Annotated in this window: 14 protein-coding genes; all 14 read right to left on the bottom strand. The window is 66.1% G+C overall.

Translation table 11 applies throughout. From position 1 onward, the window contains the following. Positions 1-33: 33 nt before the first annotated feature. On the bottom strand, positions 34-876 hold the full coding sequence (locus KUV38_RS04135; protein WP_222468832.1) for an outer membrane protein assembly factor BamD: 843 nt from the start codon (positions 874-876) through the stop codon (positions 34-36). Between the two features lie 151 nt (positions 877-1027). After that, positions 1028-1948 carry a UDP-3-O-acyl-N-acetylglucosamine deacetylase gene (lpxC, locus tag KUV38_RS04130; RefSeq protein WP_222468831.1) on the bottom strand — a complete coding sequence of 307 codons (921 nt, stop codon included), beginning with the start codon at positions 1946-1948 and terminating at the stop codon, positions 1028-1030. A gap of 255 nt (positions 1949-2203) precedes the next feature. Further along, complete coding sequence (gene ftsZ, locus KUV38_RS04125; RefSeq protein ID WP_222468830.1) at positions 2204-3913, bottom strand: cell division protein FtsZ; 1710 nt, start codon at positions 3911-3913, stop codon at positions 2204-2206. A 202-nt stretch (positions 3914-4115) separates the two neighbouring features. Further along, positions 4116-5450 carry a cell division protein FtsA gene (gene ftsA, locus KUV38_RS04120; protein ID WP_222468829.1) on the bottom strand — a complete coding sequence of 445 codons (1335 nt, stop codon included), beginning with the start codon at positions 5448-5450 and terminating at the stop codon, positions 4116-4118. Then, positions 5450-6349 (bottom strand): cell division protein FtsQ/DivIB, encoded by a 900-nt coding sequence (locus KUV38_RS04115; protein ID WP_222468828.1) that lies wholly within the window; start codon positions 6347-6349, stop codon positions 5450-5452. The genes ftsA and KUV38_RS04115 overlap by 1 nt, the downstream gene beginning before the upstream one ends. After that, positions 6337-7251, bottom strand: coding sequence for a D-alanine--D-alanine ligase (locus tag KUV38_RS04110; RefSeq protein ID WP_222468827.1), 915 nt, complete (start codon positions 7249-7251; stop codon positions 6337-6339). Before KUV38_RS04110 ends, KUV38_RS04115 begins: the two co-directional genes overlap by 13 nt. Positions 7252-7344: 93 nt before the next feature. Further along, on the bottom strand, positions 7345-8283 hold the full coding sequence (gene murB / locus KUV38_RS04105; protein WP_222468826.1) for a UDP-N-acetylmuramate dehydrogenase: 939 nt from the start codon (positions 8281-8283) through the stop codon (positions 7345-7347). Between the two features lie 291 nt (positions 8284-8574). Further along, positions 8575-10197, bottom strand: a complete 1623-nt coding sequence (locus KUV38_RS04100; protein ID WP_222468825.1) for a hypothetical protein — start codon at positions 10195-10197, stop codon at positions 8575-8577. A 73-nt stretch (positions 10198-10270) separates the two neighbouring features. Then, positions 10271-10510, bottom strand: a complete 240-nt coding sequence (locus KUV38_RS04095; protein ID WP_222468824.1) for a hypothetical protein — start codon at positions 10508-10510, stop codon at positions 10271-10273. A gap of 3 nt (positions 10511-10513) precedes the next feature. Further along, on the bottom strand, positions 10514-10768 hold the full coding sequence (locus KUV38_RS04090) for a DUF2484 family protein (RefSeq protein WP_222468823.1): 255 nt from the start codon (positions 10766-10768) through the stop codon (positions 10514-10516). Continuing rightward, complete coding sequence (locus KUV38_RS04085) at positions 10765-11010, bottom strand: DUF2484 family protein (protein WP_222468822.1); 246 nt, start codon at positions 11008-11010, stop codon at positions 10765-10767. The genes KUV38_RS04090 and KUV38_RS04085 overlap by 4 nt, the downstream gene beginning before the upstream one ends. Continuing rightward, positions 11007-12203, bottom strand: a complete 1197-nt coding sequence (locus KUV38_RS04080) for an APC family permease (RefSeq protein WP_222468821.1) — start codon at positions 12201-12203, stop codon at positions 11007-11009. Before KUV38_RS04080 ends, KUV38_RS04085 begins: the two co-directional genes overlap by 4 nt. After that, complete coding sequence (locus tag KUV38_RS04075; protein WP_222468820.1) at positions 12196-12453, bottom strand: hypothetical protein; 258 nt, start codon at positions 12451-12453, stop codon at positions 12196-12198. The genes KUV38_RS04080 and KUV38_RS04075 overlap by 8 nt, the downstream gene beginning before the upstream one ends. A 15-nt stretch (positions 12454-12468) precedes the next feature. Next, entirely contained in the window at positions 12469-13866 is a 1398-nt protein-coding gene (gene murC / locus KUV38_RS04070) for a UDP-N-acetylmuramate--L-alanine ligase (RefSeq protein WP_222470959.1), read from the bottom strand. Positions 13867-13895: the final 29 nt, after the last annotated feature.

Here is a 13895-nt window from a genome sequence, read left to right as displayed (position 1 = left end):
TAGCTCTGGGGTGGGTGCAACCCACCACGCAGATTACAACCACTCGCCCTTGATCGTCTGGCGGTAGATCTGGCGCAGCCAGCTGTCGCCCTTGGCCTGGGCCTGAAGGTTGCGGCGGGCCAGCAGGGTGTAGGTATCGTCGTACCACTCCGTCGCGCGGTAGTTATACGCCAGAATCGCCCCCGCCGTCTGCGCCTCGGCAGTCAGGCCGAGCGAGAGGTAGGCCTCCACCAGACGGTGCAGCGCCTCGGGCGTCTGCGTGGTGGTCTGGAATTCCTCCACGATCACGCGGAAGCGGTTGATCGCGGCAATGTAGTGGCCCCGCCGCAGGTAGTAGCGGCCGATCTCCATTTCCTTCGCCGCAAGGTGGTCAAAGGCAAGGTCGAACTTCAGGATCGCCGAAGAGGCATATTCGCTGTCCGGGTATTTCTCGATCACCTCGCGCAGCGCCTGAAGCGCCTGGAAGGTGAGGCCCTGGTCGCGGCCGACTTCGTCGATCTGGTCGTAGTAGGAGAGCGCCAGCAGATACTGCGCATAAGCCGCATCTTCCTCTGCCGGGTAAAAGTCGATGTAGCGCTGCGCGGTGGCGCGGCTGTTCTCGTAATCGCGGTCGCGGTGATAGGCGAAGGCCTGCATGATCAGCGCGCGCTTGGCCCAGACGGAATAGGGATAAAGCCGCTCGACCTCGGCAAAGAGCTCGGCCGCGTCGTCCGGCTTGCCGGTCTCCAGCGTGGCTTCACCCTGATTGTAGATCTGTTCCGGAGTCAGGTCTTCCAGCGACTGCTCCGGCTTGGCCTGGAAAAAGCCGCAGCCCGAGAGCGTCAGCGATAGCGCCACGATCCCTGCCAGCCCCGCTCGCCCCGTCTCAGCCGCCATTCGCCTCTAATCCCGTGTCTTTATTGCCCGCGCGGCAGAAGGGCCGCGGAGATTATGAGGGGTGTAGCACAAGATTTTCCGGGGCAAAATGGCTTTGCTGCACATAGGGTGTTCAAATCGCCCGAAGAGTCCGCTCTGCAACGCTGCCGGATCAGGCAACGAGGCGCAGATCACGCGATTTCAGGCCCGTTCCGGGCAGGCGGCGCACCATATCGGCGTCGCAGGTCACAACTTCGTAGGCCTCCGGGTCGGCAAAGAGCGCCCGCAGCAGCGCGTTGGTCATTGCATGGCCGGCACGCTCGCCGGTGTAATGGCCAAGGATCGGGTGGCCCGCGAGGGCCAGATCGCCGAGCGCGTCGAGCATCTTGTGGCGCACCGGCTCATCTTCGTGGCGCAAGCCGCCGGGCGAAAGCACCCGGTCGCCCTCGACCACCACCGCGTTGAGGTAGGTGCCACCAAGAGCCTTGCCCTCCGAGCGCATCGCTTCCACGTCGGCGGCGCGGCAGAAGGTGCGGCTGTCGCAGAGTTCGCGCACGAAGGCGCCGTTGGCCATGTTCATCACCTTGTCCTGCGCGCCGATGGCGGCATCTTCAAAGTCGATGCTGAAATCGATGATCAGGCTTTCGGAGGGCTCCAGCCGCGCCACGGCCTCGCCGCGCTTCACCTCGACGGGCTTCAGCACACGGATCGCCCGCACTGGAGCGTCCAGCTCGCGCAGGCCCGCGCGGAGAATGGCGGAGACGAAAGGCGCCGCCGAGCCATCGAGGATCGGAACCTCGGGGCCGGACACTTCAACCAACGCGTTGTGCACGCCGCAGCCCGCGAGGGCCGCCATCACATGCTCCACCGTCGAGAGGCTCACACCGTCATCGTTGGTCAGCAGGGTGCAGAGCGGGCTTTCAACCACGGCATCCCAGCGAGCGGGCAAAAAGGCATCGCCCTCCACCGCATCGGTGCGGCGAAACCAGATGCCCTGATCGGCCATCGCCGGTTTCAGGGTGATCCGCGCCGGACGGCCCGAATGCAGGCCAACGCCCGAGAGCGTTACTGATTTGTTGAGCGTCGTTTGCACCAATTGCCTCTTCGGACTTCGCCGTCTGTTCAGGTCACGTTTTTGCGTCCGAGCCCACCTCGCCCGGTTCCCATCGGAGATAGGGGGGTGAGGCGTTAGCTACAATTCAATCTTTGCAACGGTCTGTAACATCCCCCGCCCGGGCAGCGGCGGGGCCTTGCCGGGCACATGAAGGAGGCGGTGCATCCCCCTGCCCTGCAACGAAAAAAGGGCCGGTTGCCCGGCCCTTTCTCTAATGGGATATCGTGACCCGGATCAGTTGGCCTGACGCCGCAGGAAGGCCGGGATCTCGATGCGTTCCTGCTCCGGATCGACCTCTTCCTCGTGGTCCATCTGGGGCTGCTGGTAGGCCGAACGCTGCGGCTGGGTCGCGGCGGAGCGCACCGGCGGCTCGCGGTGAGCGGGCTGCTGGGGCTGACCTTCGGCACCGTGGCCGGCCATCCGGGTGATCAGCGAGCCGATGCCGAAGCGGGCCTTGTGATCGGCGCTCGCGGCGGCAGCGGGCTGCTGCTCGGGCTGGGCCTGCGGCTGCGGCGCGGGGGCGGCAGCGCGGGGCTGTTCGGCCGGGGCGCCGGTGTGGGCGCCGGGCACCTTGCGCACCGCTTGATGCAGGCGGGCCAGGGCTTCTGCCGAGGGGGTGCCGGGCGCCGGGCGGGCCGCCGGAGCGGGCTCGGGCTGCTCGACCGCCTCAAGCGGCTGGGCCTCTGCGGCCGGGCGATAGGCCGGGGGCGGCAGGTCGTCGCCCGCCACTTCGGCCTCGTCACGGGCGGAGGAGCGGAAGGCGGGGAAGAGCGAGGGCTCTTCAGCCTCGGCCTGCGGCGCGGGGGCGGCGGGCTGGGGCTGCGGCTCTGCCGGGCGGGCGCCGGTGATCGACACCTGCGGCGCGGCGGCCACTTCCTGCATCGGCGCGGGGGCCGGGGCAGCCTCGGGCTCGGCCGACTGCTGCGGCAGCGGCGCGGCCATCGAGCGGCGCGGCACCGGGATTTCGCGCTCTTCGTCCATCACGTCGATGCCGGTGGCCACGACGGAGACGCGCATGAAGCCTTCGAGGCCGGTATCCAGCGTGGAGCCGACGATGATGTTGGCATCGCTGTCCACCTTCTCGCGGATCTCGTTTGCGGCCTCGTCGAGTTCGAAGAGGGTCAGGTCATGCCCGCCGGTGATGTTGATCAGCACGCCCTTGGCGCCGTTCAGGCTGATCTCGTCGAGCAGCGGGTTGGCGATGGCCTTCTGGGCGGCAACCTTGGCGCGATCTTCGCCCTCGGCTTCGCCGGTGCCCATCATCGCCTTGCCCATCTCGTCCATCACCGCGCGCACGTCGGCGAAGTCGAGGTTGATCAGGCCCGGGCGGACCATCAGGTCGGTCACGCCCTTCACACCCTGGTAGAGCACGTCATCAGCGAGCGCGAAGGCTTCGGTGAAGGTGGTCTTCTCGTTGGCGAGGCGGAAGAGGTTCTGGTTCGGGATGATGATCAGCGTGTCCACGACCTTCTGCAGGGCTTCAACGCCCTCCTCGGCCTGGCGCATCCGCTTGCCACCCTCGAACTGGAAGGGCTTGGTCACCACACCCACGGTCAGCACGCCCAGCTCGCGGGCGGCCTGCGCGATGATCGGCGCGGCGCCGGTGCCGGTGCCGCCGCCCATGCCGGCGGTGATGAAGCACATATGTGCGCCGGCGAGGTGGTCGATGATCTCTTCGATGGTCTCTTCGGCAGCAGCGGCGCCCACGGTGGGCCGTGCGCCTGCGCCGAGACCCTCGGTCACCTTCACACCCATCTGGATGCGGTTGGCGGCGGCCGACTGCTGCAGAGCCTGCGCGTCGGTATTCGCCACCACGAACTCAACACCCTCGAGCTGCTTCTCGATCATGTTGTTCACGGCGTTGCCCCCGGCCCCGCCAACACCGAATACGGTGATCCGCGGCTTGAGGTCCAATTCGGTCGGCATGGTGAGGTTCAAAGTCATCTGTGTTCCGCCTGTCGTTTGTTCGTTTATGTCCCCGGGGCTGCCACCTTCAGCGCCCCACCGCCAAAAATGACTCGAAATTTAAGGCACATTATCGTCTTGGCCCCTATGCGTCATCCGAAAAACGCAAAAAGGCCACAATTTATAGTGGTTTTCTTCAGCCGTTTCGGCGGGATTTTGCGTATCCCACATCATATTGGGCTCACCAGTTGTCGCGGAACCATTTCATGGCTCGTTTGAAGGATCGGGCCGGGTAGGTATCGGCCGGAATATCGAAATCCCACCATTCGTCCTGCGGGCTCGCGGAATAGAGGCACAGCCCCACCGCGGTCGAAAACGCCGGTCCGGTCGCGGCCTGCGGCAGGCCCTGCACCCGGAGCGGGCGGCCAAGGCGCACCTGCTGGCCAAGAATGCGGCTCGCCAGTTCGTCGAGGCCGAGGATCTGGCTGCCACCGCCGGTGAGTACGATCTTCTGGCTCGGCAGATGGTCGAAACCCGCCGCATCGAGGCGCACCCGCACCTCCTCCAGAATTTCCTCCACCCGGGGCCGCATAATGCCGATCAGCTCGCTGCGCGACACCCGGCGCTGGTCATGCTCCCAGTCGCCCGTCTCCCCGCCCAGCGGGATCATCTCGCGGTCGTCCATGCCGGTCGCCACCACGCCACCGTGGCGGGTCTTGATCCACTCCGCCTTCTGCGGGCTGACCTGCAGGCCCTGGCTGATGTCGCGGGTGATGTGATCGCCGCCCAGCCGCACAGAGTCGGCGTAGATCATGTGTTTCTTGATGAAAACCGAGAGCGTCGTCGCCCCGCCGCCCATGTCGATACAGGCCGAGCCGAGCTCTTGCTCATCCTCCACCAGCGCCGAAAGGCCGGAGACGTAGGCACTGGAGGCCAGCCCCGCCAACTCCAGATCGCACCGCTTGATGCAGTAGAGCAGGTTCTGCACCACGGACGTTTCAATCGTCAGCAGGTGCATATCAGCGGCCAGCCGGTTGCCGATCTGCCCGCGCGGGTCGATCAGGCCGGAGCGATGGTCGATGGCAAAGTTCACCGGATGGGCATGCAGCGCCTGCCGCCCCTGCCCGAAGTCCGGCACCACGCAGGAGGCCAGCACGCGGGCCACATCGGCCTCGCTCACCGTGCTGTCGGCCAGTTCAATCGCGCCGTCGAGGCCATAACTGCGGGGCCGCGCGCCTGCAAAGGCGGCAATCACATGGTCCACCCGGACGCCCGCCATCTTCTGCGCCGCCTGCACGGCGGTCCGGATGGCGCGCTCGGTTTCCTGCATCGTGTCGATCTCGCCGAACGACACGCCGCGCGAGCGGGTCGTGGCCGCGCCGATCACGCGGAAGCTGGATTGCCCGGCAAGGCTGCCCACCCCGTCGGCTTCCCGAAAGCGCCCCGGCCCGTCGAAACGGAGCACAAGGCAGGCGATTTTCGAGGTGCCCACGTCGAGAATGGCAATCACGCCACGGTCCATCGCCTGCTTGCGCATCCGGCGCATGGCCCGCTGGTTTTCATAGAGATCGGTCATCAGCCGTTCGAGCCTCCGATTTCGAGCGATTTGATCCGGCGGAACTCTTCCACCGCGCCTGGGGCCATCCGAAGCGTCGGACGGCCGGGAATACGCATGTCGATGACCGCAAGATCGCGGCCCAGCATGTCTTCTGCCTCGTCGAGGGCGATCACCCGCTCCAGCGCGGCGGCGGGGGCCGTCTCGGGCAGCTGGATCACCTGATCGCGGTCGAGCACCAGATCCCACCGGCGCTCGCCCCGGCGCACGAGGCCCCGCAGACGGCCCGCCAGCGGGGTGGCGGCGGCATAGATGGCGCGGGCCTCAGCCACGGCAGTGGGCGTATCGGAGCCCCGGCCCACCACCAGCGGCAGGTCGGGCCGCAGCCCGCGCGAGATCAGCGGCGCCACCGGGTGGCCGGTGTCATCGAGCAGCAGCAGCGTGCCGTCGCGCTTGCGCCAGACCAGCACCGGAATGCGCTCTTCGATCTCCACCAGCAGCACACCGCCGGGGCGGATGCGCACATGGGCCCCGGCCACGGCATCGAGCTGCTCGATCGCCTCGCGGGTGGCGTCGAGGTCCATATCAAAGCTGGAAAGCGGGAATTCGTAGGGCACCAGCGCCCGGATATCGCCCGAAAGCTCCTCCGACGCGCCCTCAACGGCCAGCATCTTGACCATGAACTCGGGCCGCTCCTCCACCGAGCGCCGCGCCTCGGCGATGGCATCGGTGATCTGGCTGCGGCGCCCCTCGTCGGAAAAATACCAAGTGACCGCCAGCGCCACGGCGGCACAGGGCAGGCCCACGCGGAACAGGCGGCGGTAGAACGGCGTCAGCCACATCCGCTCCAGCCGGTAGGCCACGCGGGAGGGCGCCGGGTCGCGGCGCGGCGCATCTGCGGGAGCCTTCACCTTCCGCATGAGGCATCCTCCACGATCCAGCGACAAAAGGCGCCAAAGCTGTAGCCCGCGTGCTCGGCATGTTCGGGCGAGAGCGAGGTGGGGGTCATCCCCGGCTGGGTGTTGGTCTCCAGCAGCACGATGCCCTCGGCACCCTTGCTGTCATCCCAGCGAAAATCGGTGCGGCTGATGCCCTTGCACCCCAGCGCCTGATGGGCGCGCAGGGCGTAATCCCGGCAGGCCTCCGTGATCTCTTCGGGCACCTCCGCCGGGCAGATGTGGCGCGAGCCGCCCGCGGCATACTTCGCCTCGTAATCGTACCAGCCATCGGTGAGGATCTCGGTCACGCCAAGCGCCGCCTCGCCCATCACCGTGCAGGTCAGCTCGCGGCCCGGCGCGAAGGCCTCGACCATCAGCACCTGCGCGGCATCCGCCGCCAGCTTCGGCGGGGAGTTCGCATCCTTGTTCACGATATAAATGCCCACCGAGGAGCCCTCGTTATAGGGCTTCACCACGTAGGGCGGCGGCATCACATGGGCCGCCTCGATCTCGTCGCGCCCGGCCAGCAGGCTCTCGGCCACCGGCAACCCGTGGGCGCGGTAGAGCGCCTTGGTCCGCTCCTTGTCGATGGCCGTCGAAGAGGCCAGCACGCCGGAATGGGTATAGGGAATACGCAGCCACTCCAGCAGGCCCTGAATGCAGCCATCCTCGCCCCAACGGCCATGCAGCGCGTTGAACACCACATCGGGGGCCAGCGCCTTCAGCCGCTCCACCACGTCTTCGCCCGCGTCCAGCTCGGCCACGTGAAAGCCCTCGGTGCGCAGCGCCTTCGCGCATTCACGCCCGGTGGAGAGCGAAACCTCACGCTCTGCCGAAGGGCCGCCCATGAGGACGACAACATTCTGGACTGTCCTGCTCGACATGTCCGCCTCTGTCACCGGGCGACGGTTCTCGCGCGTTGGTTTCGCGCGCCTCGCCCTTGTTTTCGTTGATGCTTGAGCCGCTTCGTTGAGCGCTCAGCCGCCTGCCTTTTCAGGGGCCGGTTCGCCGACCCTCATGATCTCCCACTGTAGCGTTACGCCGCTGGTTTCGTAAACCTTTTTTCGTATGCGTTCGCCCAGATTTTCGAGGTCGGCGGCGCTGGCATTCTCGGCGTTGGTGAGGAAGTTGGAGTGCTTCTCGCTCATCACCGCCCCGCCCAGCTTCGCGCCGCGCATGCCTGCGTCGTCGATCAGCTTCCACGCCTTCAGCTCATGGGTGTCATCCGCCTTGCCGGTGGACGAAAATCCAGCCGGATTGCGAAAAGTGCTGCCCGCCGTCCGGTCCTTTGTCGGCTGGGAGGCGTCGCGCTTGGCCAGTTGCTCCTCCATCAGCGTCTCCAGCGCGGCCGGGTCGCGCTCGGAGCCCTCGAAGGTCGCCTGCACGATCACCGCACCCTCCGGCAGGTCGGACTGGCGGTACTGAAGGTTCAGATCCTGCGGCGAGAGCGTGGCCAGCGTGCCGTCGCGCAGCACCACCGTCACCTCCTGCAGGTGGTCGGCCACGTAAGAGCCATAACAGCCCGCGTTCATGCGCACCGCCCCGCCGATTGCCCCGGGGATGGTGCGCAGAAAGGTCAGGTCCACCCCCGCCTGCGCCGCCTTGCGCGCCACATGCGCATCCAGCGCCGCAGCCCCCGCCGTCACCCGGCGCCCTTCGATCTCGATCCCATTGAAGCCCCGCCCGAGGCGGATCACCACCGCCCGTATGCCGCCATCCCGCACGATCAGGTTGGAGCCAACGCCCATCGGGAACACCGGGATCGCCGGGTCCAGCGCCATCAGAAAGGCCTGCAAATCCTCCAGATCGGCGGGCTGAAACAACCAATCCGCCGGCCCGCCCACGCGCAGCCATGTAAGATCATTGAGAGGACGGTTCGGCGTCAGCGCGCCACGCACTTCGGGAAGCTCTGTCATGGGAGGCGTTATTGCCGGGCGGGGTGGCAGACGCAAGCCGTACAGCGCCGACCCGCGCGGTGGCGCATGCAACGCTGGTTCGGAGTATTTTATTGTGCAGTGGTCATCTTCGATCCGAAGTAAGCCCCAACCTCACCAAAGCGCCGCCGTCTCGCCTACGGCGAGCCCTTTAAAAAAGGCGCACCTTTGGTGCGACGGGCGGGTCGGCGCTGCACGGCGCCTTACGGCTTGATTCCGTGCAGGGTGTGCAATTCGTAGGTCGGGACTTGTCCCGACTCTGTGGCGCACCGGTCAGACTGGTGGTGGGCCGCCACCGAAAATCTTCTCGAGCCATTCGATGATGTCGCCCATGCTCTGCATCCGCTTATAGTTCTTGATGAGTCCATCCACCCAGTTCGTTGCCTTCGGCGCGTGCTCCTTGCCCTTCTCAACATAGCGCCCGGTCGTGCTGGCGAAGGCTCCGACCCGCTCGGCGAACCGCTTTCGGAGCCGCTGCTCGCGGGCCTCGGTCGGTGCCGCCTCAATCAGGCTCTCCAACTCTTCGAGATCGTCGAGCATGGCATTGAAGGCGGCCTCGCCCTCGGGCGACAGCCGCGCGAACTCGCTGCCTGCCTCGCCCTCCACGGTTTTCCATGCCGCCTTGATGCGGGCGAGAACCTCCGCCGGGCTGCGCTCACCGAGTTCCAACTCCTTGAGCGGACCGAGCCGCACGAGGCCGGAAGCAAGATGCGTTGCGCTGACACGCCGCACATGGTCGATGACGTCTTCCAGCATCCTCGCCAGCGTCGGACCAAGCACTTGCTCTGCGTCCAGCTCCTGCGCGAAACCGTTGAAATAGGCGCCCTTCTGAATGAGGGCCATGACCCGAATTTCCTTGCGGTCGCACGCCCGACGCAATTCCTCCGCAAGTTTCTCGGCCCCACTGAGAACGGGACTCCGCTGATTTCCTCCCCCGAGGGCGTCGCGGGCGTAGTCGGTGAAATCTTCGAGTTGCTCCAGCAATTCCTGAACATCCTTCTCGAAGGCGGCCACCTTCTCCGGGTTGTCGATGGATTTCAGGTCGCTCTCGAAGCCGATGAGCTTCATCCAGTGCTTTATCGGATCGAACGCGAATTCAAAGGTACTGGCCTTCGCAAGGGGGGTTACCGCACCGGCGTCATAGCCTTCCTGAAACTTGGCAATGATGCAATTCACCTCACTCGGGCCCTTGTCCCAAGTCTCGGCCGGGATCAAAGCGATCTTTTCAAGCGTGTCGAGATTGAGTGGGCGCCCCTCGAGGGCGGCATCATACCACCGGACCCAAAAAGACCAGTCTTGCGGTATACGGGAGGCATCGTCTTCGACTTGTTGACGACTCCCAGATGCGGATAGTACGAGCCGCAATTGGCGCCACTCTCTGTAAAAGGGCCCCTTGTTCTGCGGCCAAAGCGGCCAAGGTTTGTCAAAGCCACTTTCAACGAGATTTGCACAGTCCCATCGGACTGCATTCCAAACTTCCTCTGGAGAGGTAGAGTAGGCGACTCGCCCGGCCGCATTGGCAGCTGCATTTGCCACATGGCCGGTGACTTGCACCGCAGCATTTGCGGCATGTGCGACGGCATTGGAGATTTCAGCCGTTCGGTCATCTGTTAGGCTTGCAGCAACAGTATCTGCTGCTGCGTCCGCTGAACGGGCGGCACGTCGGATCTGTCCAGTTGGTCTCAAACTAGCTACGTCAGAGACCAACAATGCCCTCAGTATTTGTAGCTCAGCGACATCGCCGGGGGGCGAAAAGGTGTTGCGAAGCAATGACCACACCACTGGCAAAGCACGCATGGCGGCGCGATGAGCGATCCAGACGGACCAGTCTTTAGGTCGGTCCTTCAACCATAGTTGAAGCGTCTTTCTTCCGTCGATCTCACTCACATCCACCATATTCACATGGTTCGCCTGCCATCTTCTTTGATGCAAGAGGAATACGGTCGAACCTTTTGAGACATCCCTGAATCTAAACGCGCCACCACGCCAGCCCCACGCCGACTACAGCTCCCGGTAATCCCGGAAGCAGCACCCAATGGAAGAGAAATTCGTGGGCGGGTGAATCCGTCCCCCACCACAGCCCCACGCAGATCGCCGCAAGCCCGCCCAGCAAGATGGCCGGGCCGAGGGTCGAGAGGCGGCGGAGGGTGTAGGCGGTCAGGGCGAAGAGGAGGGCCGAAAGAGTGGCAATGAGGGGGAGGGTGTCCAACGGTCAGCCGTCGGCCTTGCGGTCGCCTTTCAGCCAGCGCCAGAGGTAGACCACCGGCCAGCGCAGCACCGAGGCACCCGCGGCCATGCAGATCAGTCCGATCAGCGGCCCGTTCTGGTAGGTCACCCAGCCGAGCAGCGGGATGCCCACGGCGATCAGCACATAGGCCCGGGTCCAGTGGTTGTCTTTCGAAGGGATCATCGCGGCGAGGTTCGCGGTGAGCGCCCAGGCGAAGAAACAGATCAGCGATGGCGTCATGCGCGGGCCTTCCCGGTGAGTTTGCGGATGAGGTGCCCCAGCGGGCGCCGGAAGAACGAGAGGAACACCGCCAGCGCCAGCACACCCGGCAGCGGCCCGAATTCGGCAAAGAACAGGCCGATCAGCACCACTGCGCCAACGATCAGCGCCAGCCCCGGCACAAGCTGGTAGCGCATCGGCAAAAAGGCCGTCGCCGTGGCGGCGAAGATCCACAGAAGTGCGGCGATCAGAAGCAGGCTCATGGCGCGATCCTTTCGGCCAGCGAGAGGCCAAGCGCGGCCAGCGCGGCGACAAGCCCCACCACCGGCACGACCATCGGCACCCGAAAGGGCGCCTGCGGCGAGTGTAGCTTGAGAGCGATCAGCGATGTGTTAACGGCGGCAAAGACCGCCAGCAGCACCATCGAGGCGATCTCGGCGAGTTGCGCCACCGGCAGGGCAAGGGCCGCGCCGATCAGCGCCGCGCCGCAGGTGAGCGAGGCCAGCACCGGCGTGCCGAAGCGCGGGTGCGCATGGGTGAAGGGGGCAAAGGCGCGGGAGCGGCGGCCAAGGCCAAAGAGCACGCGGGCCGCCATGACGAGCTGCGCCAGCACGCCGTTCAGCGCCGCGAGCACCGCGATGGCGGCCAGAAAGCCTGCGCCCTGCCCCGTCGCCCGCTCCCAGACCAGCGCCAGCGGGCGCTCGGAGGCGGCAAGATCGGCGGCAGGCACGGCGCGCAGCGCGGCGAAGCTCACGAGCGCATAGAGTACGGCGGTGATCAGCAGCGAGGCGATGATCGCGCGCGGCATGGTCCGCTCCGGCTCCCGCGCCTCCTCGGCCATGTTCACCACATCCTCGAAACCGATGAAGGCAAAGAAGGCCAGCGCCGTGGCTGCCAGCACCGCCATCGCACCGGGGGCGACCTCGGGTACCGCCACCGCAACCGGCTCGGCCATCAGGCCCGCACTTGAGACCAGCACCAGCCCGATCACCTCGACCACGGTGAAGAGCGCGGCCAGCGCGAGGCTTTCCAGCACCCCGGCGATGGCCACCAACGTCAGCGCCGCACCGATGGCGACAATCGCCCAGACCGGCGTGACCGAAACCAGCGCCGTCAGGTAGCCCACGCCCCCGCGCAGCACCGCCGCGCCCGAAACGGTGCCAGCCAGCACAATCGCCAGCCCGATGGCGACCGGCAGCAAAGTGGTGCCAAAGGCCTGCGCCACATAGGCCGCCTCGCCCGCCGCTTCGGGGATGCGGGCCGAAAGCTCGGCATAGGTCAACGCCGAAGGTGCGGCTACCAGCCCGGCCAGCAAAAACGCCAGCGGTGCATAGCTGCCCGCCAGCCCGGCCACCGCGCCGATCAGCACGTAAATCCCTGCGCCCACCATCACGCCCACGCCATAGGCGGTCATCAGGCCCGGCCCGATCCGGCGTTTGAGGCCCGCCTCAGTCATGCCGCACGCCCATCCGGCGCAGCACCAGCCCCGCGACGACACCAAGCGCCAGCGGCACCAGGGCCACCGCCCCGGCCTGCGCGCTCTGTTCGATCAGGCCCGAGGCCCAGCGTGGCTCGATGCTGAACACGGCCCAGAGCAGCGCGCTCACCAGCATCAGCACCACCAGCACCGTCAACGCCCAGAGCGGGCGGGCGACGATGAGGGCGGCGCCCATGCCAAGGGCCGCGAATGTCACGAAAACAGGCATCGGCCTCTCCCGGCCTCAGCCCTTCAACCGCTCCGGCAGGTTGTTGGCCCATGCGCTGATCGTACCGGCGCCGAGGCAGACCACCATGTCGCCCTCGCCCGCCTGCTCGCGCACGAGCCGCACGAGGTCATCCTCGCTCAGGATCGCGCGGGCATGGCGGTGGCCGTGGGCAATGAGCCCGGCCACCAGATCATCGCGGCTCGCACCGGGGATCGGGTCTTCCCCCGCGGCATAAACCTCGGCAATGGCCACCACATCGGCCTCGTTGAAACAGGCGCAGAAGTCGTCGAACAGGTTGGATAGGCGCGAGTAACGGTGCGGCTGATGCACCGCGATCACCCGGCCCTCAGTGGCCTGACGGGCGGCCTTCAGCACGGCAGCAATCTCCACGGGATGGTGGCCATAATCGTCGATCACGGTCACGCCGTTCACCTCGCCCACGCGGGTAAAGCGGCGGTTCACCCCGCCAAAGCCGGCCAGCGCCGCCTTGATCTCTTCGGCCTTCATGCCGAGATGCCGCGCCACGGCCACGGCGGACAGCGCATTAGAAACGTTGTGATCGCCCGGCATCGGCAGGGTGCAACCCTCGATCACCATGTCCTCAGTCTGCAACCGCACGTCAAAATGCGCCACGCCCGCCTTGTAGGTCAGGTTCACCGCGCGCACGTCGGCCTGCGCGTTGAAGCCGTAGGTCACCACCCGGCGGTCGGTCACGCGGCCCACCAGCGCCTGCACGTCGGCATCATCGGTGCAGCAGACGGCAAGGCCGTAGAACGGGATGTTGGAGACGAAATCGAGGAATCCCTGATGCAGCGCCTCCTCGGTGCCCCAGTGCTCCATGTGCTCGGGGTCGATGTTGGTGACGATGGCAATGGTCGCGGGCAGACGGTTGAAGGTGCCGTCGCTCTCGTCGGCCTCCACCACCATCCACTCGCCCTGCCCCATCCGGGCATTCGAGCCATAGGCATGGATGATCCCGCCGTTGATCACCGTCGGGTCGATCCCGCCCTTCTCCAGCAGCTCGGCCACCAGCGTCGTGGTGGTCGTCTTGCCGTGGGTGCCAGCGACGGCGATGTTGGATTTCAGCCGCATCAGCTCGGCCAGCATCTCGGCGCGGCGCACCACCGGCAGGCCCTTGGCGCGGGCGGCGTCCAGCTCGGGGTTGCCCGGCTTGATCGCGCTGGAGATCACGATGACCTCGGCGCTCTCGAGGTTCTCGGCCGCCTGCCCCTCGAAGACCTTCGCACCCAGCCGCTCCAGCCGCTCGGTGATCTTGCTCTTCTTCAGGTCGGAGCCCTGCACCTGATAGCCGAAGTTCAGCAGCACCTCGGCAATGCCCGACATGCCGATGCCGCCGATACCGACGAAGTGGATCGCCCCAAGCTGGGTCGGGAGTTTGGTTACACCCTGCATGATATTGCTTCCGTCCATGTCACTGCCTC

The sequence above is a fragment of the Vannielia litorea genome (assembly GCF_019801175.1).
Classification (GTDB): Bacteria; Pseudomonadota; Alphaproteobacteria; order Rhodobacterales; family Rhodobacteraceae; genus Vannielia; species Vannielia litorea_B.
This window is presented reverse-complemented; position numbering and strand designations above follow the sequence as displayed.

What these genes read in the sequence shown, in the direction of transcription:
- KUV38_RS04100 (WP_222468825.1), bottom strand. Translation starts at nt 10,197, where the DNA reads ATGGTGGATGTGAGTGAGATCGACGGAAGAAAGACGCTTCAACTATGG.
- ftsZ (WP_222468830.1), bottom strand. Translation starts at nt 3,913, where the DNA reads ATGACTTTGAACCTCACCATGCCGACCGAATTGGACCTCAAGCCGCGG.
- murB (WP_222468826.1), bottom strand. Translation starts at nt 8,283, where the DNA reads ATGACAGAGCTTCCCGAAGTGCGTGGCGCGCTGACGCCGAACCGTCCT.
- murC (WP_222470959.1), bottom strand. Translation starts at nt 13,866, where the DNA reads ATGCAGGGTGTAACCAAACTCCCGACCCAGCTTGGGGCGATCCACTTC.
- KUV38_RS04075 (WP_222468820.1), bottom strand. Translation starts at nt 12,453, where the DNA reads ATGCCTGTTTTCGTGACATTCGCGGCCCTTGGCATGGGCGCCGCCCTC.
- KUV38_RS04135 (WP_222468832.1), bottom strand. Translation starts at nt 876, where the DNA reads ATGGCGGCTGAGACGGGGCGAGCGGGGCTGGCAGGGATCGTGGCGCTA.
- KUV38_RS04090 (WP_222468823.1), bottom strand. Translation starts at nt 10,768, where the DNA reads ATGACGCCATCGCTGATCTGTTTCTTCGCCTGGGCGCTCACCGCGAAC.
- ftsA (WP_222468829.1), bottom strand. Translation starts at nt 5,450, where the DNA reads ATGACCGATCTCTATGAAAACCAGCGGGCCATGCGCCGGATGCGCAAG.
- KUV38_RS04085 (WP_222468822.1), bottom strand. Translation starts at nt 11,010, where the DNA reads ATGAGCCTGCTTCTGATCGCCGCACTTCTGTGGATCTTCGCCGCCACG.
- KUV38_RS04110 (WP_222468827.1), bottom strand. Translation starts at nt 7,251, where the DNA reads ATGTCGAGCAGGACAGTCCAGAATGTTGTCGTCCTCATGGGCGGCCCT.
- KUV38_RS04115 (WP_222468828.1), bottom strand. Translation starts at nt 6,349, where the DNA reads ATGCGGAAGGTGAAGGCTCCCGCAGATGCGCCGCGCCGCGACCCGGCG.
- KUV38_RS04080 (WP_222468821.1), bottom strand. Translation starts at nt 12,203, where the DNA reads ATGACTGAGGCGGGCCTCAAACGCCGGATCGGGCCGGGCCTGATGACC.